Annotated in this window: 26 protein-coding genes; 19 read left to right on the plus strand and 7 right to left on the minus strand. The window is 66.3% G+C overall.

What is annotated here, in order from left to right; genetic code table 11:
- Positions 1-55 precede the first annotated feature (55 nt).
- From MP11Mi_RS12440 to glgC, 10 genes are all read left to right on the plus strand, one after another.
- Positions 56-520, plus strand: a complete 465-nt coding sequence (locus MP11Mi_RS12440; protein WP_420039227.1) for a nitroreductase family deazaflavin-dependent oxidoreductase — start codon at positions 56-58, stop codon at positions 518-520.
- A gap of 87 nt (positions 521-607) precedes the next feature.
- Positions 608-1411, plus strand: coding sequence for an LOG family protein (locus tag MP11Mi_RS12445; protein ID WP_420039228.1), 804 nt, complete (start codon positions 608-610; stop codon positions 1409-1411).
- Positions 1408-1956: an LOG family protein gene (locus tag MP11Mi_RS12450; protein WP_420039229.1), complete on the plus strand. Its 549-nt coding sequence runs from the start codon at positions 1408-1410 to the stop codon at positions 1954-1956. The genes MP11Mi_RS12445 and MP11Mi_RS12450 overlap by 4 nt, the downstream gene beginning before the upstream one ends.
- A 41-nt stretch (positions 1957-1997) precedes the next feature.
- Complete coding sequence (locus MP11Mi_RS12455) at positions 1998-3767, plus strand: long-chain-acyl-CoA synthetase (protein WP_420039230.1); 1770 nt, start codon at positions 1998-2000, stop codon at positions 3765-3767.
- A gap of 109 nt (positions 3768-3876) precedes the next feature.
- Entirely contained in the window at positions 3877-4689 is an 813-nt protein-coding gene (gene folP / locus MP11Mi_RS12460; protein ID WP_420042087.1) for a dihydropteroate synthase, read from the plus strand.
- The gene (locus MP11Mi_RS12465; protein WP_420039231.1) at positions 4686-5654 is read left to right on the plus strand and encodes a glucosyl-3-phosphoglycerate synthase; all 969 of its coding nucleotides are present in this window, start codon (positions 4686-4688) and stop codon (positions 5652-5654) included. The genes folP and MP11Mi_RS12465 overlap by 4 nt, the downstream gene beginning before the upstream one ends.
- Positions 5655-5658: 4 nt before the next feature.
- The gene (locus MP11Mi_RS12470) at positions 5659-6000 is read left to right on the plus strand and encodes a DivIVA domain-containing protein (RefSeq protein ID WP_420039232.1); all 342 of its coding nucleotides are present in this window, start codon (positions 5659-5661) and stop codon (positions 5998-6000) included.
- An 87-nt stretch (positions 6001-6087) separates the two neighbouring features.
- On the plus strand, positions 6088-6255 hold the full coding sequence (locus tag MP11Mi_RS12475; RefSeq protein ID WP_420039233.1) for a DUF3117 domain-containing protein: 168 nt from the start codon (positions 6088-6090) through the stop codon (positions 6253-6255).
- A 64-nt stretch (positions 6256-6319) separates the two neighbouring features.
- Positions 6320-7186, plus strand: coding sequence for a putative RNA methyltransferase (locus MP11Mi_RS12480; protein ID WP_420039234.1), 867 nt, complete (start codon positions 6320-6322; stop codon positions 7184-7186).
- 72 nt (positions 7187-7258) lie between these two features.
- The gene (gene glgC / locus MP11Mi_RS12485; RefSeq protein WP_420039235.1) at positions 7259-8476 is read left to right on the plus strand and encodes a glucose-1-phosphate adenylyltransferase; all 1218 of its coding nucleotides are present in this window, start codon (positions 7259-7261) and stop codon (positions 8474-8476) included.
- On the opposite strand, the gene MP11Mi_RS12490 is transcribed toward glgC, so the two are convergent.
- From MP11Mi_RS12490 to cofD, 3 genes are read right to left on the minus strand one after another with little or no spacing between them, the layout of a single operon-like run.
- Positions 8477-9061, minus strand: a complete 585-nt coding sequence (locus MP11Mi_RS12490; protein WP_420039236.1) for an NUDIX hydrolase — start codon at positions 9059-9061, stop codon at positions 8477-8479.
- Positions 9058-10440 (minus strand): coenzyme F420-0:L-glutamate ligase, encoded by a 1383-nt coding sequence (locus tag MP11Mi_RS12495; protein WP_420039237.1) that lies wholly within the window; start codon positions 10438-10440, stop codon positions 9058-9060. Before MP11Mi_RS12495 ends, MP11Mi_RS12490 begins: the two co-directional genes overlap by 4 nt.
- A complete protein-coding gene (gene cofD / locus MP11Mi_RS12500) occupies positions 10437-11432 on the minus strand; it encodes a 2-phospho-L-lactate transferase (RefSeq protein ID WP_420039238.1) in 996 nt (331 codons plus the stop codon). The genes MP11Mi_RS12495 and cofD overlap by 4 nt, the downstream gene beginning before the upstream one ends.
- A 187-nt stretch (positions 11433-11619) precedes the next feature.
- On the opposite strand from cofD, the gene MP11Mi_RS12505 reads away from it, so the two are divergent.
- Positions 11620-11949 (plus strand): WhiB family transcriptional regulator, encoded by a 330-nt coding sequence (locus tag MP11Mi_RS12505; RefSeq protein ID WP_236999259.1) that lies wholly within the window; start codon positions 11620-11622, stop codon positions 11947-11949.
- A gap of 5 nt (positions 11950-11954) precedes the next feature.
- Here MP11Mi_RS12505 and MP11Mi_RS12510 read toward each other — a convergent pair whose 3' ends face one another.
- A complete protein-coding gene (locus MP11Mi_RS12510) occupies positions 11955-12473 on the minus strand; it encodes a metallopeptidase family protein (protein WP_420039239.1) in 519 nt (172 codons plus the stop codon).
- A 63-nt stretch (positions 12474-12536) separates the two neighbouring features.
- Between MP11Mi_RS12510 and MP11Mi_RS12515 the strand changes: the two genes are divergently transcribed.
- Genes MP11Mi_RS12515 through manA form a run of 3 tightly spaced genes read left to right on the plus strand, consistent with a single transcriptional unit; the run spans position 12537 to position 15363 of the window.
- Positions 12537-12974 carry a DUF3499 domain-containing protein gene (locus MP11Mi_RS12515; protein ID WP_420039240.1) on the plus strand — a complete coding sequence of 146 codons (438 nt, stop codon included), beginning with the start codon at positions 12537-12539 and terminating at the stop codon, positions 12972-12974.
- 50 nt (positions 12975-13024) lie between these two features.
- Positions 13025-14146, plus strand: coding sequence for a hypothetical protein (locus MP11Mi_RS12520; RefSeq protein ID WP_420039241.1), 1122 nt, complete (start codon positions 13025-13027; stop codon positions 14144-14146).
- The gene (gene manA, locus MP11Mi_RS12525; protein ID WP_420039242.1) at positions 14143-15363 is read left to right on the plus strand and encodes a mannose-6-phosphate isomerase, class I; all 1221 of its coding nucleotides are present in this window, start codon (positions 14143-14145) and stop codon (positions 15361-15363) included. The genes MP11Mi_RS12520 and manA overlap by 4 nt, the downstream gene beginning before the upstream one ends.
- 18 nt (positions 15364-15381) lie before the next feature.
- On the opposite strand, the gene MP11Mi_RS12530 is transcribed toward manA, so the two are convergent.
- The gene (locus tag MP11Mi_RS12530; protein ID WP_420039243.1) at positions 15382-16455 is read right to left on the minus strand and encodes a type VII secretion protein EccE; all 1074 of its coding nucleotides are present in this window, start codon (positions 16453-16455) and stop codon (positions 15382-15384) included.
- Between the two features lie 119 nt (positions 16456-16574).
- Between MP11Mi_RS12530 and eccB the strand changes: the two genes are divergently transcribed.
- Entirely contained in the window at positions 16575-17963 is a 1389-nt protein-coding gene (gene eccB, locus MP11Mi_RS12535; protein ID WP_420039244.1) for a type VII secretion protein EccB, read from the plus strand.
- A gap of 6 nt (positions 17964-17969) precedes the next feature.
- Here the strand turns inward: eccB and MP11Mi_RS12540 are convergent, their stop codons facing one another.
- On the minus strand, positions 17970-18596 hold the full coding sequence (locus tag MP11Mi_RS12540) for a TetR/AcrR family transcriptional regulator (RefSeq protein ID WP_420039245.1): 627 nt from the start codon (positions 18594-18596) through the stop codon (positions 17970-17972).
- A gap of 197 nt (positions 18597-18793) precedes the next feature.
- Here MP11Mi_RS12540 and MP11Mi_RS12545 point away from each other — a divergent pair, with 197 nt between their 5' ends.
- From MP11Mi_RS12545 to nrdE, 4 genes are all read left to right on the plus strand, one after another.
- A complete protein-coding gene (locus MP11Mi_RS12545) occupies positions 18794-19351 on the plus strand; it encodes an NAD(P)H-dependent oxidoreductase (protein WP_420039246.1) in 558 nt (185 codons plus the stop codon).
- 455 nt (positions 19352-19806) lie between these two features.
- Positions 19807-20040 carry a glutaredoxin-like protein NrdH gene (gene nrdH / locus MP11Mi_RS12550; protein WP_236999250.1) on the plus strand — a complete coding sequence of 78 codons (234 nt, stop codon included), beginning with the start codon at positions 19807-19809 and terminating at the stop codon, positions 20038-20040.
- 10 nt (positions 20041-20050) lie between these two features.
- Positions 20051-20539 (plus strand): class Ib ribonucleoside-diphosphate reductase assembly flavoprotein NrdI, encoded by a 489-nt coding sequence (nrdI, locus tag MP11Mi_RS12555; RefSeq protein WP_420039247.1) that lies wholly within the window; start codon positions 20051-20053, stop codon positions 20537-20539.
- Between the two features lie 18 nt (positions 20540-20557).
- Positions 20558-22753, plus strand: coding sequence for a class 1b ribonucleoside-diphosphate reductase subunit alpha (nrdE, locus tag MP11Mi_RS12560; protein ID WP_420039248.1), 2196 nt, complete (start codon positions 20558-20560; stop codon positions 22751-22753).
- Positions 22754-22838: 85 nt separating this feature from the next.
- Here the strand turns inward: nrdE and MP11Mi_RS12565 are convergent, their stop codons facing one another.
- Positions 22839-24005 (minus strand): fatty acid desaturase family protein, encoded by a 1167-nt coding sequence (locus MP11Mi_RS12565; RefSeq protein WP_420039249.1) that lies wholly within the window; start codon positions 24003-24005, stop codon positions 22839-22841.

The following is a 24005-nucleotide window of genomic DNA, read 5'->3' on the forward strand; positions in this document are numbered from 1 at the left end:
CCGCCGTACCGAGACTTCTGAATCACTCGAACACTCGACACCTGGGAGAACTGACATGACCGAGAACACGAAGCCGACCGCGCGCTACATCGCGCCAACCGGGATGCTCGTCACCGCGACGAACGCGTTGATGGGTGCTCTGGCGCGCGTCGGATTCGCGCCGCGCGGGTGCTACGACCTCCAGGTCCCCGGCCGGGTGAGCGGCGAGTTGCGGACCACCCCGGTCAACGTCTTGGACGTCGACGGTGCGCGGTATCTCGTGTCCGCACGGGGGCGGACCCAATGGGTGCGCAACGTGCGCGCAGGCGGCGAAGTGACATTGCGCCGCGGACGTCGCAGGGAGTCGGTGTCCCTCGTCGAACTCGACGACGTCCACAAACCCGAACTGATCCGCGCCTACCTGACCCGCTGGGCATGGCAGGTTGCGGCGTTCGACGAAGGACTCGCTCCGGACTCGACGGACGCGCAGATTCTCGCCGCTGCGCCGGGGATGCCGGTGTTCGAGGTCGTGTCGCGCTGATGTGACCCGACTCGATCGGAAAGTGGTGCCTGGGGCGCGTGCGGGAGGTGCGCCGCGAGTGTCGCTGCGGTTGGTACCGTTTGCGCCATGGCAGACGATGCGCGCGAGCCGCAGGCTAGTCCCGGTGACATCCCCCACGTGGACGTGCAGGTTCGACACGTCGGCGCGGCGCAGGTGAGGTTGCCCGGCGACGCCGAACAGGTGCCGACCGATCGTGGTCTGCTCGAGTGGGTCGACCCGCGCGATCCAACGCTCGCGGCGCACCGCACGGTCCGCGACTCGTGGCGAGTGCTGCGTATCCAGTCGGAGTTCGTATCCGGGTTCGACGCGCTCGAGAACGTCGCCGAAGCGGTCACCGTGTTCGGGTCCGCGCGCGACGAGCCGGGCTCGCCCGGCTACGAGCGGGCCGTCGAACTGGGCAGGCTCCTCGGCGAGGCCGGATTCGCCGTGATCACCGGCGGCGGTCCCGGCGCGATGGAGGCGACCAATAAAGGCGCATACGAGGCTGGCGCACCGTCGATCGGCCTGAACATCGAATTGCCGTTCGAACAGCACATGAACCCGTACCTGACCCTGGGTATGAACTTCCGCTACTTCTTCGTCCGCAAGACGATGTTCGTCAAGTACGCGCAGGCGTTCGTCTGTCTGCCCGGCGGTTTCGGCACGCTCGACGAACTGTCCGAGGCGCTGACCCTCGTCCAGACCGGCAAGGTTCTGAAGTTCCCGATTGTCCTCGTCGGACGCGAATTCTGGGGGCCGCTCGTCAACTGGATCAGGACCACCCTCGCCGACGAAGGCAAGATATCTCCGGAAGACCTCGACCTCGTGACGCTCGTCGACACTCCGGCTGAAGCCGTCCAAGCCGTGTGCGACAAGGCGGTTCGTTCATGAGCGCGGACCAGCCCGCGATCTGTGTGTACTGCGCGTCCGGCCCGGTCGACGAGGAATATCTGCGGCTTGCCGTCGACCTCGGAACCGGGTTGGCACAAGCCGGGCTGTCGCTGGTGTCCGGCGGCGGCAATATCTCGATGATGGGCAGCATCGCGCGCGCCACCCGTAGCGCGGGTGGACGCACCATCGGCGTCATCCCAGAACATCTGATGGCCAAAGAAGTCGCCGACCTCGACGCCGATGAGCTGATCGTCACCGACACGATGCGTGAACGCAAACGGCTCATGGAAGAGCTCTCCGACGGGTTCGTCACGCTTCCGGGTGGGATCGGGACGCTTGAAGAGTTCTTCGAGACCTGGACCGGGGGCTACCTCGGCGAGCACGACAAGCCGGTCGTCATCGTCAACCTCGACGGCTTCTACGATCCGCTGCTCGACTGGCTCCGCGTTCTGCAGACCCGCGGATTCGTCTCCGAGTATGCGCTTGACCGGCTCATCGTCGTAGAGACGGCAGCCGACGCGATCGCGCAACTGACTCGGCGGTAGGGTGGCGGCATTCACATGTCGGTGCGGAGAGTGGAGAAATCATGAATGCAGCGCCAACGAAGGTCGGGCTCACTGACATCCTCAAGGGTGTCGCCACGCTGGCGCCGGACCTCCCATCGATGGCACGACACGCGCCGGGCATGGTTTTCCGCAAGGGGGAGACCAAGAACTCGATCGGTCAGGTGTTCGCCAAGCACGCGGCCGCCCACCCCGACCGTCCGTTCCTCCGGTGGTACGGCAAATCGTCGTCGTACGGCGAATGCAATCGCATCGTCAACCGGTACGCGGCCGTCCTCACCGAACGCGGTGTCGGTGTCGGCGACATCGTCGCGATCCTGTCGAAGAACAACCCGACCGATCTGCTGATGATCCTCGCGACGCTCAAACTCGGAGCCGTCGCCGGAATGATCAACTACAACCAGCGCGGCGACGTCATCGACCACAGCATGTCGCTGCTCGGCGCCAAAGCCCTGATCTGGGACCCCGAATGCGGCGAAGCGTTCGACTCGATGAGCACGGGCGTGCATCCCGAGCACGTCCTCGACTTCGCGGCTCTCGATGCGGCAGCCGAAGGTAAGTCGACGGCCGACCCGGCAGTCACCGCGACCCTCCCGGCGTCGACCCCCGCGTTCTACATCTTCACTTCCGGCACCACCGGCCTGCCCAAGGCCAGTGTGATGAGCCATAACCGTTGGCTCTCGAACAGCGGCGGAATCGGCGGGATGTCGGTGCGTCTGCGGCCGTCGGACACCATGTACGTCGCGTTGCCGCTCTACCACAACAACGCGGTCTCGGTGTCCCTCGGCTCGGTGCTCGCCAGCGGTGCCTGCATCGCACTCAGCAAGCAGTTCTCGGCATCGAAGTTCTGGGACGAGATCATCGAGAACCGGGCGACCGCGTTCTCGTACATCGGCGAACTCTGCCGGTACCTGCTGGCACAACCTCCCCGCGCGGTCGACCGCCAACACTCGGTCCGGGTGATCGTCGGCAACGGTCTGCGCCCGGAGATCTGGGACGAGTTCTCCGAACGCTTCGGCATCGACCGCATCGTCGAGTTCTACGCGGCGAGCGAATCGAACCTCGCGTTCGTTAATGTTTTCGGAGTCAAGAAGACCGTCGGATTCTGTCCGCTCCCGTACAAGGTCGTCGAGTACAACGGCGACGGCACACCGAAGCGCAACGCGCAGGGGCGGCTGACACCGGTGAGCAAGGGCGTCCCCGGACTGCTGATCTCCGAGATCACCAACCGCATCCCGCTCGATGGATACACCGATCCGGCCGAAACCGAGAAGAAGGTCATCCGAGACGCGTTTAAGTCCGGTGACTCCTACTTCAATTCCGGTGACCTGGTCCGCGAGCTCGGGTTCCTGCACATCGCGTTCGTCGACCGGCTCGGCGACACCTTCCGTTGGAAGGGCGAGAACGTCGCGACCACCGAGGTAGAGGGCGCGGTGGCCGGCGACGACGCGATCGGCGGCGCCGTCGCCTACGGTGTCGAGGTCCCCGGATGCGACGGCCGTGCAGGCATGGTGGCGGTCACGCGTTCCGGCGAGGCGGACCCGGATCCGAAGCGACTCGCCGACCGCCTGTACGCCAACCTGCCCGCATACGCGGTGCCCCTGTTCGTTCGCTTCGTTCCCGAATTCGAGGTCACGTCGACGTTCAAGAACCGCAAAGTGGAGCTGCGTGAGGAGGCCTACACCGATGTCGGCGACGACGAGGTATGGGTGCTCAAGGGGCGTCAGGACGGCTACGTGCCTTTCTACGCTGAATACTCAGCCGACGTAGCGGCCGCCAAGGCCCCGCGCTGAGCGATGGCACCCGTCCCCGTAGGGTGAATCCGTGAGCCTTGACCCGACGGCCGGACTGGCCCGGTCGACCCTTGCTGGTCGACCTGTCGCCACCGACCGAGCCCTCGTCATGGCGATCGTCAACCGGACGCCCGACTCGTTCTATGACCGCGGCGCCACCTTCTCCGACGACGCGGCAAAAGCTCGCGTCGACACGGTCGTCGCCGACGGAGCGGACATCGTCGACATCGGTGGAGTGAAGGCAGGACCGGGAGAGCCCGTCGACGCCGCAGCCGAAGCGCAGCGGGTGGTTCCACTCATCGCGTGGATCCGGTCGATGCATCCCGACCTGCTGATCAGCGTCGACACCTGGCGCAGCGAAGTCGCCTCGGCCGCATGCGACGCCGGAGCCGACATCATCAACGACACGTGGGCCGGAGTCGACTCGGGTGTCGTCGGCGTCGCAGCAGAGGCCGGCGCGGGCATCGTGTGCTCGCACACCGGCGGCGCGCGCGTCCGGACCAGACCGCACCGGGTTGCCTACGACGACATCGTCGACGACGTCGTCGCGGAGGTCACCGGGGCCGCGGCGCGGGCCAGAGAAGCCGGCGTCCGCGAAGACGGCATCCTCATCGACCCGACACACGACTTCGGTAAGAACACCCATCACGGACTCGCGTTGCTGCGGAATGTCGACAGACTCGTCGACACCGGCTGGCCGGTACTGATGGCTTTGTCGAACAAAGACTTCATCGGCGAGACCCTCGGTGTTGAACTGTCCGAGCGGGTGGCCGGAACGCTCGCCGCCACAGCGTTCGCGGCATCGCGCGGGGCCCGCGTATTCCGTGTCCACGAAGTCGCCGACACACGTCGGGCAGTCGACATGATTGCCTCGATCGCGGGAACTCGACCGCCGTCGCGCACGGTGCGGGGCCTCGCATGAACGTTGCCTGGACCGACCGCGGAGAAGGGGAGGCCCGCTGGTCGCACACCCACACGTGGGATCACCCGGAGTGGAGCGTCGACGAACTCGTCGCCGCTAAAGCCGGTCGGACCGTCTCGGTGGTGTTGCCCGCGTTGAATGAAGAGGGCACGGTCGCCGAGGTCATCGCGTCGATCACGCCGCTACTCGGGTCACTCGTCGACGAACTCGTCGTCGTCGACTCCGGTTGCACCGATCGGACCGCGGAGCGTGCGCGCGCGGCCGGCGCTCGGGTCGTCACCCGTGAAGAAGCGATCCCCGGGATCGCGCCGCAACCGGGCAAAGGGGAAGCGCTGTGGCGGTCGCTGGCGGCGACGACCGGCGACCTCGTCGCATTCGTCGACACCGACCTCATCGACCCGGACCCGATGTTCGTGCCGAAAATGCTCGGCCCGCTGCTCGCCGAGCCGAGCATCCACCTCGTCAAGGGCTACTATCGACGACCGCTGACGACCGGCGCCAGCCACGACGCGTCCGGGGGCGGACGGGTCACCGAACTCCTCGCCCGCCCGCTACTCACGGCGCTCAAACCGGATCTGGGGGAGGTGCTGCAACCGCTCGGCGGCGAGTACGCGGGCACCCGTGAACTCCTCACGTCGGTGCGATTCGCGCCCGGGTACGGTGTCGAAATCGGACTGCTCGTCGACACCTACGACCGCTACGGGCTCACCGGCATCGGGCAGGTCAACCTCGGTGTCCGGCAACACCGGAACCGGCCGCTCCGCGATCTCGCCGTGATGAGCAGGCAGATCGTCGCGACCCTCCTCGATCGCTGCGGGATCGACGACTCCGGCGTCGGCCTCACCCAATTCCTACCCGACGACACCGGCGGATTCGCGCCGCGCACCACAGCGTTGATGCGTGACGAGCGCCCACCCATCGCGGACCTCGATCCGAGCGTCCTGCGGTCGGCGGCGTTAGGCTAGAACCGTGGCGATCATCGGACTGTATGTGATCGGCGTGGCCGTATTGGTCGCGCTGATCTTCGCACTGGTGTGGTTCGTCTTCGGACGCGGCGAGGATCTGCCGCCGATCGAATCTGGAACCACCCTCACTCGGCTGCCCCGGGCGGGGATCAGCGGTGACGACGTGCGCAGTCTCGTCTTCGCGCAGAGCTTCCGCGGTTACCGTGCCGTCGAAGTCGACTGGGCGCTGGAGAAGTTGGCGCGCGAGATCGACGAACTCCGCGACGTGGTCCACGAACTGTCCGGCCGCGAGGTAGCCGATACCGGTGCTATGCCGACCGTTCAGGTGCGCGAGACTGACGGCTGAGTAAGTTCGGCCGGTGCTGACGACGTGCCGCGTATACGCTGCACGTATCATGGAACCAGTCATTGAAGCGTTGGAGGGAGCACGGGCATGGCGGCGATGAAGCCACGGATGGGCGACGGACCGATGGAAGCTGTCAAGGAAGGTCGCGGGATCGTCGTTCGTATTCCGATCGACGGCGGCGGACGACTCGTCGTTGAGCTGAACGACGAAGAGGCCGGTGCACTCGGCGAGGCTCTCCGCGCGGTCACTGCCTGACAGTGGGAACGGAGTGACGGGGCGAACGGAGTGACAGGGCGAACGGAGTGACAGGGCGAACGGAGTGACGGGGCGAACGGAGCTGTTCGCGGCCGCACACCTCGCCTGCCCCGTTTGTCAGGGTGCTCTCGAAGCATCGGAGCGAGTTCTGGGTTGCCCGGCGGGCCATCGCTTCGACCTCGCCCGGCAAGGCTATGTGTCCCTGCTCGACGGGAAAGGGACCGCGCACCGTTCCGACACGTCGGGAATGGTCGCGGCCCGCATCAGAGTGTTCGACGGCGGACTGTACACGTCGATCCAGAAGGCAGTCGCAGCGGCGGTGACGCAGTCGAGTCGAGACCGCTCGGCTGATGGCGTCGTCGTCGATGCAGGTGGCGGCGCGGGCTCGTATCTCACCGCAGTGCTCGACGCCGGTCGCGGCGACGCCGTCGGGGTGAACATCGATCTGTCGAAATCATGCGCGCGGGCCGCAGCTCGTGCGCACCCGCGAGTCGTGTCTGTCATCGCCGACCTCTGGGCGTCGATCCCGATCCTGACCGGTACCGCGTCGACGGTGCTGTCGGTGTTCGCGCCGCGCAACGTCGCCGAGACGACTCGCATCCTCATGCCGGGCGGTCACTGGGTGATCGTCACTCCGAACTCCGGCCACCTCGCGGAGATCGTCGAACCCATGGGCATGCTGCGTGTCGGCGGCGGCAAAGCCGATCGCCTCGACGCCGACTTGAGCCCGGACTTCGATATCGCGGACACCGAACGGGTCGTCGCCTCCCTCGACCTCCCGCCGGATCTGCTCGCCGATGTCGCCGGAATGGGCCCCGCGGGGTTTCACCGGACGCGCGAGGAACTGCTGACGGCGGCGGCCGCGCTCGCTTCGGACGGTGCCGTGACCGCGACGCTCGATGTGACGGTCACGCTCGCGCGTCGACGCTGAACTCTGCACTGTCAGTTGGCCGTTTGGGGCGGTCGGGTGGTCGCTTTGCTCCGGTGCCGATATGTTTGAACGGTGAGATCACAACCGCACGTGCTCGGAATCGTCCTCGCCGGCGGAGAGGGTAAACGCCTGTATCCGCTGACGATGGACCGGGCGAAGCCCGCGGTGCCGTTCGGCGGCTCGTACCGGCTCATCGACTTCGTGCTGTCGAACCTGGTCAACGGCGGGTATGAGCGCCTGTGCGTGCTGACCCAGTACAAGTCGCATTCGTTGGACCGGCACATCTCGCAGCACTGGTGGGTCTCGGGATTCCACGGCGAGTACATCACGCCGGTGCCCGCGCAGCAGCGACTCGGTCCGCGCTGGTACACCGGCAGCGCCGATGCGATCTTCCAATCGATGAATCTGATCGACGACGAGAAGCCCGACTACATCGTCGTCTTCGGGGCCGACCACGTGTACCGGATGGATCCGTCGCAGATGGTGCAGGCACACATAGCGTCCGGCGCCGCCGTGACCGTCGCGGGCATCCGCGTACCGCGCAAGGAAGCATTCGCGTTCGGCTGTATCGATTCCGCCGACGACAACAAGATCACGGCGTTCGTCGAGAAGCCGAGCGACCCGCCGGGCACCCCCGACGACCCGGATGTCACGTATGCGTCGATGGGCAACTACGTATTCACGACCGACAAGCTCGTCGAGGCACTCAAACGCGACGCCGCCGATCCCGACTCGGACCATGACATGGGCGGCGACATCATTCCGGCGTTCGTGCGGACCGCGGAAGCGTACGTCTACGACTTCGACGACAATGCGATCCCCGGTGAGACACCGCGCGACAAGGGGTATTGGCGCGACGTCGGGACCATCGACTCGTTCTACGAGGCCCACATGGATCTCATCTCGGAGAATCCCGTGTTCAACCTGTACAACCAGCGGTGGCCGATCCGCGGCGCGACGAGCCACCTGCCGCCCGCGAAGTTCCTGAAAGGCGGGTCCGCGAACGACTCGATGGTCGGCGCGGGCTGCATCGTCGCCGGCGGCACCGTCCACAACTCGGTGCTGTCGAACGACGTCGTCGTCGGCGAAGGCTCGGTCGTGCAGGGCAGCGTCCTGATGCCCGGGGTCCGCGTCGGGAAGAACGCTGTGGTGCGCAACGCCATCCTCGACAAGAACGTGACCGTCGCCGACGACGGTCAGCTCGGCGTGGACCTCGCCCACGACCGGGAGCGCTTCCAGGTCAGCGCGGGCGGTGTCGTCTGCGTCGGGAAGAACGAACAGGTGGACTAGTTACCGCGGTGGGCAATCGGGCAAACTGGCCAGCGCGGCGGAGCCTAGTTCGATGAGGGCGGGGATCGTGTCGGCGTCGATGTCGGAGGGTAGGTCGTCGACCGGCCACCACGCCAAGTCGACGGATTCGTCGCTGCGGATGATGTTGGGCAGCGAGCCGTCCGCGGTGCGGTCGGCGACGGCCGCGTACCGAACGTCCAGGTGGCGCGTCGGAACTCCGAGCGAGCACGTGATCGGATGCGTGTGCAGATGCACCGGGCCGTCCGACAGTCGCAGCGAATCGAGCCCTGACTCCTCGAGTCCTTCGCGCAGGGCCGCCGCGGCGACGCTGGTGTCGCCGGGTTCGCAGTGTCCACCGAGCTGGATCCATTTCCCCACGCGGGGATGCAGGGTCAGCAGGACGTGGCGCAGGGTCGCGTCGAAGACCATGACCGAACCCGTGACATGTCCGGGGACGCACTCGCGCAGGCAGGGGCCCGGTGTCGCGTCGATGAACGCCAGCATGGTGTGCCGCAGCGCATCCTGTTCCGGATCGGGTGGGTGCCAACCGTCGAGAACGGCACGGGTCGCGTCGGTGATGCTCACAGTTCGATGACCAGCCCGTCGGTCGCGGCGGGCGCACGGAGCCCGGACTCGGTGGCGGGATAGCCGATCGCGACCGCGCCCAACGGCAGCCATTGCTCGGGCAGGTCGAGCACATCGCGGACGGTGGACGCCGCGAAGATCGTGGAACCGACCCAACAGCTGCCGACGCCGCGGACCGACAGCCCGACCAGAAGGCCCGAGACGGCGGCCCCTCCGGCGACGGTGAACATCGTCGTCTCGCACGCGTTACGGCGATCGTCGGAGTAGGTGTGCATGCCGTCGCCGGTCATCACCGGAATCACCAACTCCGGTGCGTCGTAAAGAATCTGACCGCGTGCGACCCGTTTGGCTATCGACTCGTCGGTCTTCTCATCACGGTCGAGGTCGGCGCGCCACGCCTCGCTCATCGCATCGAGCAGCGCGCGTCGGCGAGCGGGGTCACGCAACCAGAGAAAGCGGACCGGGTGCGTGTGATGCGGGGCAGGCGCGGTGAGCGCGTCGGCGAATGCCGCGGCCATCACGTCTTCGGGCACTGTCTCGTCGGCGAACGATCGCACGGATCGTCGTGTCAGGATCGCCTCCCGCCGACCCTGGTCGATCGCCTCTTCGACACCGAGCCGGAACATGTCGTCGTCGAGATCGCGGACCAGATCGCGGGCCGTCGACCCGTCGTCGACGGAACGCCATCCGCGTACTACCGCGACCGGGACGCCGTCGAGCTTGCCCTTCACCAGGTCCGCGGCCGCCGCGATTTCGTCGGCGACCGCGATGTCGGTGACGATCAACGTGTTGCCGTACGTGTCGTCGATGCCGTCGTACGCATGGCTGACGGCGATGCCTGCGGCCCCGATCGCCACATCGGTCTGCCCGGTACGCCACGCGCGCCCCATCGTGTCGGTGACGATGACGGCTACATCGAGTCCGCGCGCGGCAAGCGCGACGCGTAGCCGGGCGGCGCTCGCGTCCGGGTCGACGGGCAGCAGGGCGATCTGATCGGTGCGGACGTTGGAGCCGTCGACGCCCGCCGCGGCCTGCACCAGTCCGTTGCGGTTCGCGGTGATCAACGTTCGGTTGCGCTTGGCGACGACCCGGACGGTTTCGTCGTCGATCAGCTTGCGGCGGAACGCGTCCCGCTCATCCGGGTCGGTCGGGGCGTCGATCATCCGGCCTTCGGTCTTCGAGAAGATCTTGCTCGTCACGACCAGCACGTCGCCGTCGGCTAGCCACGGCGCCGCTGCCGTGATCGCAGCGGCGAGGTCGCTGCCGGGCCCGAACTCGCCGAGCCCGGTCACCGGGAGGATGCGGAGTCCGTCAGCTGCCCTGTGGTCTTGGGTTCTTCGATCCCGGGTGCCGGAAGCCTCGGTGTCGGGGCCGCTCACGGGGCCTGCATTCCGACCAACGCGAGCGCCGCGCGGATCATGTCGGCGGTCGTCGCCGGATCGGTCATCAGGAGCGGGGCGGACCCGATCTTGATGCCGTCGACCTCGGCGTGATCGCCGTCGGCGATCAGCCAGCCGTCGAGGAGCCCATTTCCCGACCGCGCGCCGAAATGGGCGGCGATCGCTTGGGCGGACGTCTCAACGCCAATCACCGACAGACATTCATCTGCCATGCCGCGCAACGGCTTATCGTCGATCACCGGGCTGACGCCGACGACCGGAGCGGAGGTGGCGCGCAGCGCCGCGCGGATGCCGGGGACGCTAGTGATCGCGCCGATCGACACCACCGGGTTCGACGGTGCGAGGAGCACGACGTCGGCATCGGCGATGGCGTCGAGAACCCCGGGGGCGGGCTTGGCGGCATCGCTGCCGACCTGCGCGAAGCCGTGGGTCGGGATCTGGGCGCGATGCCGGACCCACCACTCCTGAAAGTGGATCGCGACCCTCTCGCCGGGTTCACCGCCCGGATTGTCGACGACCACGTGCGTCTCGTGGCGGTCGTCGGTCACCGGCAGCAGTCGGACCCCGGGCTGCCAGCGTTTGCACAAAGCGGCGGTGATGTCTGCCAGCGTGAATCCGGCGTCGAGCATCTGGGTGCGGATCAGGTGAGTGGCGAGATCTCGGTCGCCGAGGCCGAACCAGTCCGGGTCGGCGCCGTACGCCGCGAGTTCCTCTTTGGCGTTCCACGTCTCGTTCCGGTGACCCCACCCTCGTTCCGGGTCGATGCCGCCGCCGAGGGTATACATGCAGGTGTCGAGGTCCGGACAGATGCGGACGCCGTGCATCCACGCGTCGTCGCCGACGTTGACGATCGCGGTCACCGAGTCCGGCGACGGGGCGCTGGCAGGGAACTCGGTGACACCGAACAGCTCGCGTGCGCCCTGCAGGAAACGGGCGCCGCCGACGCCTCCGACGAGTACGGTCACATTCACAGGGATCCACTCTAACCAGCGCCCGACGACACGCCGACGGGCGTCGGCAAACTCGTGCACGAACGGTTTTGTCGGCCCCTGATGTTATGAATGAATCTTGGCGTTCGGCTTGACCCACACCGTTGTCACCGTGTGTAATCACATCAGTGTCATTACAGGGTGGAGCGAAGCAGGGAGGGCGCCGAATATGACTATTGATCACGGCGAAGGTGCTGAGCCGACCAGTCGAATCACGGGCTCGGGTTTCGGGCACCTCACGGCTGTTCCGAGCGATTTCGAAGCACTATTCGATGCGGTGGAAGACGAATGGCAGGATCGGGCGCTCTGCGCGCAGACCGACCCCGAAGCCTTCTTCCCCGAAAAGGGTGGATCGACGCGGGAAGCGAAGCGGATCTGCCAGGGGTGCGAAGTCAAGGCCGACTGCCTTGAGTACGCACTGCACAACGATGAGCGGTTCGGCATCTGGGGTGGAATGTCCGAGCGCGAACGCCGCCGCCTCAAGCGCGGCATTATCTGAGAAGTCTATTCTTCCGGACCGTCTTCGACGGTGTCCTCGTCGACGCCCAGATATGTGGCCACCTGTTGAATGAGGACCTCCCGTAACAGTTCGTGGAGATCGTCGTCGACGGCCCGTAATTCGAGTGGCCGCCGGAACAGCACGATCTGTGCGCGTGTCGGCCGTCCCTGCGCGTCGACCGCGGCCGGGATCAGTCGTGCCAATGGCACCGGTCCGTCCGCCGTAACCTCTTCGGGCCAGGTGACCGTCTCCCATTCGGATGGATCGGCACCGCGCGGCAAAGTCCCCGGAATATCATCGACAGCCACGTCTAAACCGGTCAACCGGTCATGCCAGCGCGCATCGAGCTCGGCGAACGCGTCGACCGCAGCTCGGTCGAACGCGTCCGATCTGGTGCGCCGCGCGGGAATGCCCGGAGCGAGAAGCGGTCCGCGCAGGCCGCGTCCATGCTTGTCCCGGGTACGACGCGGTGCCGGAGCCAGCAGAAGGTGGCCTGAGCGCAGGGGAGCGAGACGAAACGCCATGAACGCCAGTCTAGGACGTGTGTCGGACGCGGCCGGACCGACACGACACGTTAAGCTATGAGCGTGAGTTCTCCCCGTCAGTGCTGCCGCCCAGGCTGCTCCAAGCTGGCCGTGGCCACGCTGACCTTCGTCTATGCGGAGTCGACAGCGGTCATCGGCCCCCTCGCTGGTGCCGAGGAGCCGCACTCGTGGGATCTGTGTGCCGAACATGCCGACCGCATCACAGTTCCCCGCGGTTGGGAAATGCTGCGCAGCGGCAACGGATTCACGCAGACCACCGAAGACCAAGATCTGACGGCGCTCGCCGAAGCTGTCCGGGAAGTCGGATCGGCCACTCCAGTCACCCGGCCGTCGTTCCGGACGCACACCGACTTCGACGAGTCCCAGCGTGGACGACATCGCGCAGCCGAGCGATCCGGTGCTTCCCCGTCGGCCGCCCCGGTGACTCCGCGACCCGGTCGGCGCGGACACCTGCGGGTCCTGCCCGATCCGGTCGACTGAGTCCATTCGGACGCCTCGCTACGCCGAGGCCATGCCCTAGGCTGGAACACATGTCTGCCCACTTCCGTGACCTCGACGACGTCGACGGTCTCATCGCAGCCGACCGCGACGGACTGTTGCGGTCAGCTGCCACGTCCGGCGCGCACGTCCGCGCCGTCGCACACGCGGTCTCGGAAGGCGTCCTCGACCCGCTCACCGGCTTGCGTCCGCGCGCGATCGTCGTGGTGACCGGCGCGTCCGCGTCTGCACGACGGGCCGCGGATTTCGTCGTCGCACTATTGGCCGGGCGCGTCGACGTTCCGCTCGTCGTCGCGCCGACCCTGCCCGGATGGATCGGTCCGCTCGACGTGGTCGTCGCGGCAGGCGACGACCCGGGCGACCGTAGCTACGCCGACGCGGCGCTCCGGGCGCTGCGCCGTCGCGCGGAGTTCGTGGCGGCGGTACCCGTGGAAGGGCCGTTCGCGGACGCCGTCGCAGGGGCGTCGATAGCCGATATGTCACCCCGTCTGCCTGCGGACGCACGTTTCGGATTCGTCCGGCTCGTCGCGGTCCTCGTCGCCGTGTGCACGGCGCTCAGCGCGGTGCGAATGCATCCGGTGCCGCCCGCGCTCGCCGACGTCGCCGATCTCCTCGACGCGGAGGCCGCCGCCTACCATCCGGGTAACGAGAGCTTCCACAACCAGGCGAAGCTGTTGGCGATGCGCGCAGACGGACGATCCGTCGCGTGGGCGGGCGACACTCCGGCGTCGACGGTGCTCGCCGAACACGTCGCGGCGGCCCTGTTCGCGATCGCGGGCATCGTGTCGGCCGCGGGAGATGAAGCGGGCGTCCTCGCACGGCTGCGCGTTCCGGCCCACTCCGGTTCGGCGACCGATTCGATCTTCTACGACCCCGACTTCGACGGTCCGTCGTCCGCCGAACGGCCCCGCGTCATGCTGCTGACGACCGCAGGCAGGAGTTGGGGAGTGCAGCAGCGCACCGCGGCGCTCGGGGACGTCGACATCGTGACCGAGCAGGCGAGCGCACCGGACGACTCCGCGAGTCCCGTCGCCGATCCGAGCGCCGTCGACTTCAGGGACGCACCATCGGACCTGGCCGCCTATCTCGCGCTGGCGGTTCGCGTCGACTTCGCGGCCGCGTACTTGGAACTGACGGGAGCCGCCGCGCGATGAAGCTGCTCGCCGGAGTCATCCGGCCGTATGCCTGGGGTTCGCGTAAGGCACTCGCACAGATGCGTGGCGCCCCGAGCCCGTCGCCTCATCCGGAAGCCGAATTGTGGTTCGGCGCACACCCGGCATCACCCGCGACCCTCGAGTCCGGCGGCGACCTGCTGTCGTTGATCGAAGCCGACCCGGCACGCGAACTCGGGTCGACGGTGCTCGATCAGTTCGGTCCGCGCCTGCCGTACCTGTTGAAGATCCTCGCCGCGCAAGAACCGCTGTCGCTGCAAGCGCACCCGAGCGCTGAGCAAGCGGCCGAAGGGTTCGCGCGGGAGAACGCGTCGGGACTGCGTTTCGACGCGCCCGAACGCAACTACCGCGACGGCTGGCACAAACCGGAACTCGTCGTAGCGCTCACCGACTTCGATGTGCTCGCGGGCTTTCGCGACCCGAACCGGACCGTCGAACTGCTCCGCAGCCTGCAAGTGCCCGCATTGGATCCGTACCTCGGCCTGCTCGTCGGGCGGCCGGACGACACCGGACTGCGCGCGGTGTTCACGACCTGGCTCACGTTGCCGGACTCGGTGATCGGCACGCTGGTGCCGGACACGCTCGCTGGAGCGGTGCGCGCACTCGAGCGCGGCGAGGACCGATTCCGCTTGGAGCTACGTTCGCTCCTCGAACTCGGCGAAGCGTATCCGGGCGACCCGGGTGTGCTCGCGTCCCTGCTGCTGAACCGCATTCACCTGCGTCCGGGCGAGGCGCTATATCTGGCGGCAGGCAACCTGCACGCATATCTGCACGGTACCGCCGTCGAGCTCATGGCGAATTCGGACAATGTGCTGCGCGGCGGGCTGACCCCCAAGCACATCGACGTCCCCGAGCTGCTCCGCGTCCTGGACTTCACCCCGGTGAGCCTCGCCGAGCTGACCCCGGAGAGCACGACGGTCGGGTCCGAACTCGTGTATCTGACGCCGGCACCGGAGTTCCGGCTCTCGCGTGTGCGCCTGGACGGGACGGGGCTGCACCAGCCGTCGTCGATCAGCTTCGGGGTGTCCGGCCCGCAGATCATCGCGGTGCTCTCCGGTCGGATCACGGTGACCGCGGGCGACGGGCACGATGTGACCGCGTCCGCGTGCGACGCCGTGTGGATCGCCGACTCCGATCCGGACGTCGTCGTGCACGCGGCGTCGTCGGAGACTGAGTTCGTCCGCGCATTCGTGCCCTGAATCGCCCGATCCCTGACGTCATCCGGTAAGTGCACGCTCGGCAGGCGTCGACACCGTGCGCACCGTCGTCGTCACTCCGTCGGGCGCAATCAGGTGCATCAGCGACGCATCGCCCAGATCTTGACGGAGGAGGAAGTGTCCCGGCGACGTTCGCACGTCGCGGCGGTGGACGCGGAGCTCGGTCAGTCCCGGGTCGCTCACTCTCGGTTCGTGACTGTCGTCGAGTTCGTCGACGTCTCGGATCAGCACCTGCGCGGTCGGCGGAACGGCCGGGCCGAGACCGAATAGGAGCGGGTCGTCGATCGCTGCGGCCAACGGCTGCCACAGCTCGTGCCGGTCGGTAACCACGTGTCCGCGGACGCCGAGGGCGGCGAGCCGGACCGCGGTCTGCCGGATCAGGCTGGGCTGAGCTGCGATGTCGACCCGGTCGATATGCGGGCCGGCCAGACAGAGCGCGATCGGCGCGCCCGATTCTGTCGCGCCGACTACCTGACCGTCGCCGCCGACGGGAGGAGCGACGCCGTGAAAGCCGGTCGGTTTCAGTGTCGCGGCGATCTCTGAGCGTGCGTCGAGCGTCCAGGCCGCGTCCGTGGACAGTGCCGCCGCCGTCAACGGCCGCAGCCCGACGTGCGGTGCTGCGGCTGCCACCACCCGACGGATGCACCACAGCGCGGTCCGCAGTGCGCCGACGGCTCCGCCGCCGCGGAGGGCGACGGCCGACGCGCATTGTGCCGGATCGACACGGATCACCAGGGCGACACTGCGATGGGACGCTGGATCCAACGGGCCGAGCACAGTGCGGTAGGCGCGGGTCGCGGGACCGTCGCCCCACGATGAAAGGGTGCGGGTGACGACGTCGATCCGGGCGGGCCGGGCATCGGTGTAGGCGAAGCACCGGGAAATCGCGTCGACGGGCAGCCGCAGTCGGGGGCCGTCGGGCAGGAGGACCGGAGTCGGCGGCGGTGGCGTCACCGACAGCACGGACACTAGTCGGGTTCCGTCGAGCAGGACACCGACGAATCCGTCGCCGTCGGGCACGTCGAACGGTTCCCCGCGTGTTCCGACGTGGGTGCGGCGTGTGAGCAGTGGCATGTGCATCCCCCGAATCGCCAATTCCCCCAAACTGCTAGGCGCCACCGTACAACGCGGCTAGCGTGCCTGTATCGGATTCGATATCGGGGGATAGACCGATTCCGGGGGGATGGTCACGAATGTCCAGACGTATGACGACACGAGCGCAGGTCAGCGGCTATCGATTCGGTCTGACGAGGGCCGAGCACGCGCTGGTCCGACGCGATGTCCGCTTGCTTCACGATCCGATGCGTTCGCAGAGTCGGGCGCTTGTGACGGGCGTGGTGATAGCCGTCCTGATCCTGGCGGGCGCGGGCGTCTATGGGCTCATCCGGCCCGCGCCGTCGGTCGGTGACGCGCAGATCGTCACCGATCCGGGCGGCGCCATGTTCGTCCGCATCGACGAGGTGATGCATCCGGTGCTCAACCTGGCATCAGCGCGGCTGGTGGTGGGGAGCCCGGCCTCGGTGAAGGCCGTCAGCGCGGCGTCGCTGCGGGAGCACCCGCGTGGCCCGACCCTCGGAATCCCAGGTGCGCCCGCATCGCTGCCGGGTGCCGCCGACGACGGCGACTCGGCGTGGACGGTGTGCGACGGGGCGGACGGCACGGTCGTGCTCGCGGGGGTTGACCCGCGCGCGGCGCCCGCCGACACCGGTGTGCTCGTCGTCGACGGCGACGAGCGGTGGCTGCTGTACAACGACCGTCGTGGTGACGTCAGCGTTCCGGTGAAGGCGAGGGTTGACACGTCTCGGATCGAAGTGTTGCGCGCGCTGGGACTGGAGGGAGCTGAGCCGCGCGAGGTGTCCGCGGCACTACTTGACACGTTTCCCCAGGTCCCCGCCCTCGAAGTCCCCGATGTTCCGGAGCGCGGAGCGCCAGGTCCGCTCGGGGCGGTCGTGGGAACCGTCATCCGCACCGCCACGGCAGCCGGCGCCTACGTCTATCGGGTTGTTCTCGCCGACGGTGTGCAGCAGGTGCCAGAAACGGCGGCCGACGTGCTCCTTGCCGTCGACTCCGCGTCGCCGACGATTCGAGACGTCTCGTCGGCCGATCTGACGAGTGTCCGGGCGGTCGACGGGCTGCCGGTCGGTCACTTTCCGGATGATGCGCCGACGATGCGGGGCGGGTCCGACTCGGTGGTCTGCAGGCACTGGGCGCGACGGCGAGACGAGAGCGCGCGGGAGCGACTGGTGGTCGCCGATCGATTGCCGGTGTCCGGTTCCGGGACGCCGGTCCGACTCGGTTCGGCGGACGGTCCGGGGTCGGGCGTCGACGGCTTCTATCTGGCGCCGGGGACTGCCGAATACGTTGCGCTGACGGGGATTCGCGCTGACAGTCCGCTCGCTGGACAGCGTTTCCTGATCACCGACACCGGCGTGCGTCACAGATTGGCGGGGGGCGACGCGGCGACGAGCCTCGGCCTGTCGGATACGCCGCTGCGTGCTCCGTGGTCGGTGATCTCGCTAGTGCCCGAAGGTCCCGAACTCAGTCGTGTCGCGGCGTTGACGATGCGCGACGTAGTGCGTTGACCGGCGTCAGGACGCGCCTGCCGCGAGGTCGCGGACCATATGCTCCCAGTCGTCGGCGATCTGTGCGTGCGTCAGTTCGACCACCGCGAGGAGGTGGCGGACGGTGATCGCGTCGAGTGGGACTTGCACGGCGTGTGCCAGCACGTCCAGGCCGCCGGAGAAACCGAGCTGGCGCAGCAGGATCTTCACGTGCTGGGTCGACATGGTCCACACCGGGTGGGACAGCCGGTCTGGATCGTCGGAGTTCGCTTCGAGGAGGACGTCGAGATGGTCGATGGTCATCTTGAGGCGGGCGCGGCCGTAAGCGACGAGCCGGTCGAGGGGGTGCGCGCCGGGGCCGAGCGGTTCGGGTCCGGACAGCATCGCCTGTTGTAGATCCGACTCCGAGTGATCCAGCAGTGCGCGCATCAGACCGGTGCGGTTGCCGAATCGGCGGAACACGGTGCCCTTGCCGACGCCTGCGGCGCGAGCGACGGCATCCATTGTGACGGCTGCCGCGCCGTTGTCGTCGATCAGCGTTTGGGCGGCAGCGAGCAGCAGGCGCCGGTTACGTGCTGCGTCGACCCGTTCGCACGACAGTCTCGGCCCGCCTATGACCGGCAGGTCGACGGGTGTGGGCTGGGAGATCGCCATAGCCAGACACTAGCTGATTGTCGGCTTCACCTGCGATCGGTTCCCTGTGGTGACCGATGTCACCGGCATAGCGGGATGATCGGTGGACCGTGGTCCGTTTTAATCGTCGTGGATGATGCGGGACGTCCCGACCGACGCCTCGCGACTACGACCGCACCGCAACGATCTCACTGCACCGATTTCAGTAGGAGAACTTCATGTTGGACAACAAGCTCACCGTCGCCGTTCTAGTCGGCAGCCTGCGGGCCGAATCTGTCAACCGCCAACTCGCCGAGGTCGCACTCGAGAACCTCCCGGAGGGCGTCTCCGGCTCGATTGTCGAAGGACTCGGGGATCTCGCGTTCTACAACGAGGACATCGATGTCGACGGCGCCTTGCCCGCCGGTATCGCGCAGGTGCGCGAAGCGGTCGCTGCCGCTGACGCAATCCTTCTGGTGACCCCCGAGTACAACGGGACGCTGCCCGCCGTGCTCAAGAACGCCATCGATTGGTTGTCGCGTCCGTACGGCGCGGGTGCGATGGTCGGCAAGCCGGTCGGTGTGATCGGTGCCGCCCTGGGGCGGTACGCGGGTACGTGGTCGCGGCAGGACACCCGAAAGTCGGCGGGTGTCGCGGGCGGCCAGGTGGTCGAGGACGTCGAGATTGGCATCGCCACCGGCGAACTCGGCGACTCGGGTGTGCGGACCGATGAGATCGTCGGTCAGGTGACCGAAGCCGTCCGGGTCCTCGTGGACTCGGTCGCGGTCGCTGTCTGATCCTGACGGCAACCGCTGAGACGGTGCGCACCCCACACCCCGGGGGCGATCCGTCAGTGAGCCCCACGGCCGCGAAAACTCTCGCAGCCGTGGGGCTCAGTCGTCGTCTGGAGGCCACTTGTCGGAGCCTGGTGATTGACTGCTCTCATGGCGCAATCCACAGATGTTGAGCACTCGTCCACAGCGCTGTGTACGACACGCCGAACCTGCCGAGACACGCCGAGTGACCTGTGGATGACGTCTTCGCGACCTGGGACTTTCACGAATGTTATTCACAAGCCATTGTGGTCAGTTGAAAACCCAACCACTAGGTGTAGTGTTTGAGGTGTCCGGGGGGCGGACAGAAGGCGATCGAATCACATCGACGTCGTTCACCGGGAAGGCCTCCCGAACAGACCACGAACAAACAGTCGCAGGGAAGCGGTCAACGACCGCAGGATGAGGGAGTCTCGCCGATGGCAATCACCGTCTACACCAAGCCCGCTTGTGTTCAGTGCAATGCGACCTACAAGGCACTCGACAAAGCCGGTCTGTCGTACGACGTCGTCGACATCAGTCAGGACGACGAGGCGCGTGACTACGTCATGGCCCTCGGTTACCTGCAGGCCCCGGTCGTCGTTGACGGTGACGACCATTGGTCGGGTTTCCGCCCGGACCGCATCAAGGCCATCGCCGTCCGCGCGGCCTGAGCCCGGGCCGATGTCCGCGGCCGCCGACGAGGTACCGGGCCGCGACGACCTGCCGCTGATCGTCTACTTCTCGTCAGTCTCAGAGAACACCCTGCGTTTCGTGCGCAAGCTCGGAGCGCGGTCACAGCGGATCCCGCTGATCGACCGGGAGGGAGCCTTCCGAGTGGATGAGCCGTACGTGTTGATCAGCCCGACCTACGGGGGAGGGAAGGTCAGCGACAGCGGTACGGTCACCGCCCATGCTGGCGGCGGCTATGTACCCAAGCAAGTCATCAAGTTCCTCAACGTCGAACACAATCGATCGTTGATCCGGGGAGTGATCGCCGCCGGGAATACAAACTTCGGAGCGGAGTTCTGTATGGCGGGCGACATCATCGCCGCCAAATGCAACGTGCCCTACCTCTATCGGTTCGAGTTGATGGGCACACCAGAGGACGTCACCCAAGTGCGGGCCGGCCTCGCTGACTTCGTCCGAGCACATCGCGCACCAGCGCACTAGACACTTTCAGGAGTATCCGTGTCGCCCACCGTCACTGCCACAGATTCCGCCGTCTCGGCCAGCCAGTCGGGGGTGCACGCAGGCCCCGCGGGCCATGACCCCGGGGAGTTGGACTTCCACGCGCTCAACGCGATGCTCAACCTGTACGACGCGGACGGCAACATCCAGTTCGAGAAGGACAAAGAGGCGGCGCGGCAGTATTTCCTGCAGCACGTCAACCAGAACACGGTGTTCTTCCACGACCTCGACGAGAAGCTCGACTACCTCATCAAGGAGAATTACTACGAGCCCGAGGTACTCGCGCAGTACGACCGCGAATTCGTCAAACTGCTGTTCGGTCACGCCTTCAGCAAGAAGTTCCGCTTCCCGACGTTCCTCGGCGCGTTCAAGTACTACACGAGCTACACGCTCAAGACTTTCGATGGCAAGCGGTATCTCGAGCGTTTCGAGGACCGTGTCTGCATGGTCGCGTTGACGCTCGCCAGTGGCGACACGTCGCTCGCTCGCAATCTCGTCGACGAAATCATGGACGGGCGCTTCCAGCCGGCGACCCCGACTTTCCTCAACTCGGGCAAGAAGCAGCGCGGCGAACCAGTCTCGTGCTTCCTGCTCCGTATCGAGGACAACATGGAGTCGATCGGTCGCTCGATCAACTCGGCGCTCCAACTCTCCAAGCGTGGCGGCGGTGTCGCGCTGCTGCTGAGCAACGTCCGTGAGCACGGCGCGCCGATCAAGCGGATCGAGAACCAGAGCTCGGGTGTCATCCCGATCATGAAGCTGCTCGAGGACTCATTCAGCTACGCCAACCAACTCGGTGCACGTCAGGGTGCGGGCGCGGTCTACCTGCACGCGCACCACCCGGACATCTACCGGTTCCTGGACACCAAGCGTGAGAACGCGGACGAGAAGATTCGCATCAAGACTCTCTCGCTCGGCGTCGTGATCCCGGACATCACGTTCGAACTCGCCAAGAACAACGACGACATGTACCTGTTCAGCCCGTACGACGTGGAACGCGTCTACGGGAAGCCGTTCGCCGATGTGAATGTCACCGACGAGTACCACGCGATGGTCGAGGACGGGCGAATCCGCAAGACCAAGATCAAGGCGCGCGAGTTCTTCCAGACGCTCGCCGAGTTGCAGTTCGAGTCGGGTTACCCGTACATCATGTTCGAGGACACGGTAAACCGCGCGAACCCGGTGGCGGGCAAGATCACCCACTCGAACCTGTGCTCGGAGATCTTGCAGGTGTCGACGCCGTCGACGTTCAACGATGACTTGTCGTACTCGCATGTCGGCCGGGATATCTCATGCAACCTCGGTTCGCTAAACATCGCGAAGACGATGGATTCGCCGGACATCGCGCAGACCATTGAGACTGCGATCCGCGGCCTCACCGCGGTCGCCGATCAGACGTCGATCGATTCAGTCCCGTCGATCAAGCGCGCCAACGAGGACGGTCACGCGATCGGCCTGGGCCAGATGAACCTGCACGGTTACCTCGCTCGTGAGCGAATCTTCTACGGCAGCGAAGAGGGCATCGACTTCACGAACATGTACTTCTACACGGTCGTCTACCACGCGATCCGCGCGTCGAACACGATCGCGCGGGAGCGCGGCAACGCCTTCGCGGGCTTCGCGGACAGCAAGTACGCGTCGGGCGAGTACTTCGACAAGTACACCGACCTGGTCTGGGAACCGGCCACCGACAAAGTACGCGGCATCTTCGCCGAGGCCGGCATCGCCATCCCGACGCAGGACGACTGGCGTGCGTTGAAGGCGAGCGTTCAGGAACACGGCATCTACAACCAGAACTTGCAGGCCGTCCCGCCGACGGGTTCGATCAGCTACATCAACCATTCGACGAGTTCCATCCACCCGGTCGCGTCGAAGATCGAGATCCGCAAGGAAGGCAAGATCGGCCGCGCCTACTACCCGGCGCCCTACCTGACGAACGACAACCTGGAGTACTACCAGGACGCTTACGAGATCGGGTACGAGAAGGTCATCGACACCTACGCCGCGGCGACCCAGCACGTCGACCAGGGTCTGAGCTTGACCCTGTTCTTCAAGGACACCGCGAGCACGCGCGACGTCAACAAGGCGCAGATCTACGCGTGGCGCAAGGGCATCAAGACGCTCTACTACATCCGCCTGCGTCAAATGGCGCTCGAGGGTACCGAGGTGGAAGGCTGCGTTTCCTGCATGCTCTAGGGGTGTTCTAGACAACGCGCTGGCCAGAGGAATTATCCTCTGGCCAGCGTTTTGTGTCCCGATTCCGCGAGGGCGGATAACGGCGTCAGACGGCGATCAGGGGGCGCACGATAGCGTCGTCTTCCACCGGCTCGTACGGGCCCGGCTTCTTCGGCACGCGGCCGCCCGGGAAGGCGAGTTTCGCGATGGTGCGCTGGACCATCCAGAGCTGCTTGCCAAACCGGCCCGAGTTGTACGGCAGCTTGTGGCGCTCGCAGATCTCTTTGACCTTCGGCGCGACCTGCGCGTAGCGGCTCGACGGCATATCCGGGAAGATGTGGTGTTCCACCTGGTATCCGAGGTTTCCCGACAGCACGTGGAAAATGGGCGAGCCTTCGATGTTGGCCGCACCCAGCAGCTGGCGGACATAGAAGCCAGCCTTGGTCTCGTTCTCCGTCTCTTCCTCGCTGAAGGTGTAGCACTGGTCCGGGAAATGCCCGCAGAAGATGATCGCGTACGCCCACACATTCCGGATGATGTTGGCGGTGAAGTTCGCGGTGAGCGTCGGTAGGAAACCCTTCGGTCCCGACAGCGCCGGGAATGCGATGTAGTCCTTGGCAATCTGCCGCCACGCCTTGTGTCGCATTCCTTTCAGGTCGTGCAGCACCTCCTTCTTCGTCTTCTCACCGTCGAAGAAGGCCTCCACGTCCAAATCGTGCAACGCCACCCCCCACTCGAAGAACGCCGCCAGGAACACGTTGTAGAACGGTTGCAGCAGGTAGACCGGCTTCCATTCCTGGCGCGGATCGATCCGCATGATCTCGTAGCCGAGATCCTTGTCCTTCCCCCTGATGTTGGTGAAGGTGTGGTGCACATAGTTGTGCGAATGCTTCCATGCTTCCTTAGTCGAAGCGCTGTCCCAGTCCCATGATGTGGAATTGATCTGCGGATCCTGCATCCAGTCCCACTGACCGTGCATCACGTTGTGCCCGATCTCCATGTTCTCCAGAATCTTCGCGATACCGAGCACACCGGTCCCGAGCAGCCACGCCGGTTTGTACCGCGAGCCGAGCAGGATGGCCCGGGCCAACAGAGCCAACTGGCGCTGCAAGGCGATCACATTGCGGATGTACTCCGAATCCTTGTCGCCGAGGCTGGCGAAGACCTCGTCGTGGATGGCATCGAATTCGCGGCCGATCTGTTCGAGCTCTTCGTCAGAGAGTCTCGCGAGCGGGTTCTCGGCCTGGGGGCTGTTCGGCGGAGAGAAGGCCAT

Source organism: Gordonia abscondita, assembly GCF_032711245.1.
In the GTDB taxonomy this organism is placed as follows: domain Bacteria; phylum Actinomycetota; class Actinomycetes; order Mycobacteriales; family Mycobacteriaceae; genus Gordonia.

Excerpts from the sequence above, each read along its gene's own strand:
- MP11Mi_RS12440 (WP_420039227.1), top strand. The coding sequence starts at position 56 with ATGACCGAGAACACGAAGCCGACCGCGCGCTACATCGCGCCAACCGGG.
- MP11Mi_RS12445 (WP_420039228.1), top strand. The coding sequence starts at position 608 with ATGGCAGACGATGCGCGCGAGCCGCAGGCTAGTCCCGGTGACATCCCC.
- MP11Mi_RS12450 (WP_420039229.1), top strand. The coding sequence starts at position 1,408 with ATGAGCGCGGACCAGCCCGCGATCTGTGTGTACTGCGCGTCCGGCCCG.
- MP11Mi_RS12455 (WP_420039230.1), top strand. The coding sequence starts at position 1,998 with ATGAATGCAGCGCCAACGAAGGTCGGGCTCACTGACATCCTCAAGGGT.
- folP (WP_420042087.1), top strand. The coding sequence starts at position 3,877 with ATGGCGATCGTCAACCGGACGCCCGACTCGTTCTATGACCGCGGCGCC.
- MP11Mi_RS12465 (WP_420039231.1), top strand. The coding sequence starts at position 4,686 with ATGAACGTTGCCTGGACCGACCGCGGAGAAGGGGAGGCCCGCTGGTCG.
- MP11Mi_RS12475 (WP_420039233.1), top strand. The coding sequence starts at position 6,088 with ATGGCGGCGATGAAGCCACGGATGGGCGACGGACCGATGGAAGCTGTC.
- MP11Mi_RS12505 (WP_236999259.1), top strand. The coding sequence starts at position 11,620 with ATGACTATTGATCACGGCGAAGGTGCTGAGCCGACCAGTCGAATCACG.
- MP11Mi_RS12510 (WP_420039239.1), bottom strand. The coding sequence starts at position 12,473 with ATGGCGTTTCGTCTCGCTCCCCTGCGCTCAGGCCACCTTCTGCTGGCT.
- MP11Mi_RS12520 (WP_420039241.1), top strand. The coding sequence starts at position 13,025 with ATGTCTGCCCACTTCCGTGACCTCGACGACGTCGACGGTCTCATCGCA.
- manA (WP_420039242.1), top strand. The coding sequence starts at position 14,143 with ATGAAGCTGCTCGCCGGAGTCATCCGGCCGTATGCCTGGGGTTCGCGT.
- MP11Mi_RS12530 (WP_420039243.1), bottom strand. The coding sequence starts at position 16,455 with ATGCCACTGCTCACACGCCGCACCCACGTCGGAACACGCGGGGAACCG.
- eccB (WP_420039244.1), top strand. The coding sequence starts at position 16,575 with ATGTCCAGACGTATGACGACACGAGCGCAGGTCAGCGGCTATCGATTC.
- MP11Mi_RS12540 (WP_420039245.1), bottom strand. The coding sequence starts at position 18,596 with ATGGCGATCTCCCAGCCCACACCCGTCGACCTGCCGGTCATAGGCGGG.
- MP11Mi_RS12545 (WP_420039246.1), top strand. The coding sequence starts at position 18,794 with ATGTTGGACAACAAGCTCACCGTCGCCGTTCTAGTCGGCAGCCTGCGG.
- nrdH (WP_236999250.1), top strand. The coding sequence starts at position 19,807 with ATGGCAATCACCGTCTACACCAAGCCCGCTTGTGTTCAGTGCAATGCG.
- nrdI (WP_420039247.1), top strand. The coding sequence starts at position 20,051 with ATGTCCGCGGCCGCCGACGAGGTACCGGGCCGCGACGACCTGCCGCTG.
- MP11Mi_RS12565 (WP_420039249.1), bottom strand. The coding sequence starts at position 24,005 with ATGGCCTTCTCTCCGCCGAACAGCCCCCAGGCCGAGAACCCGCTCGCG.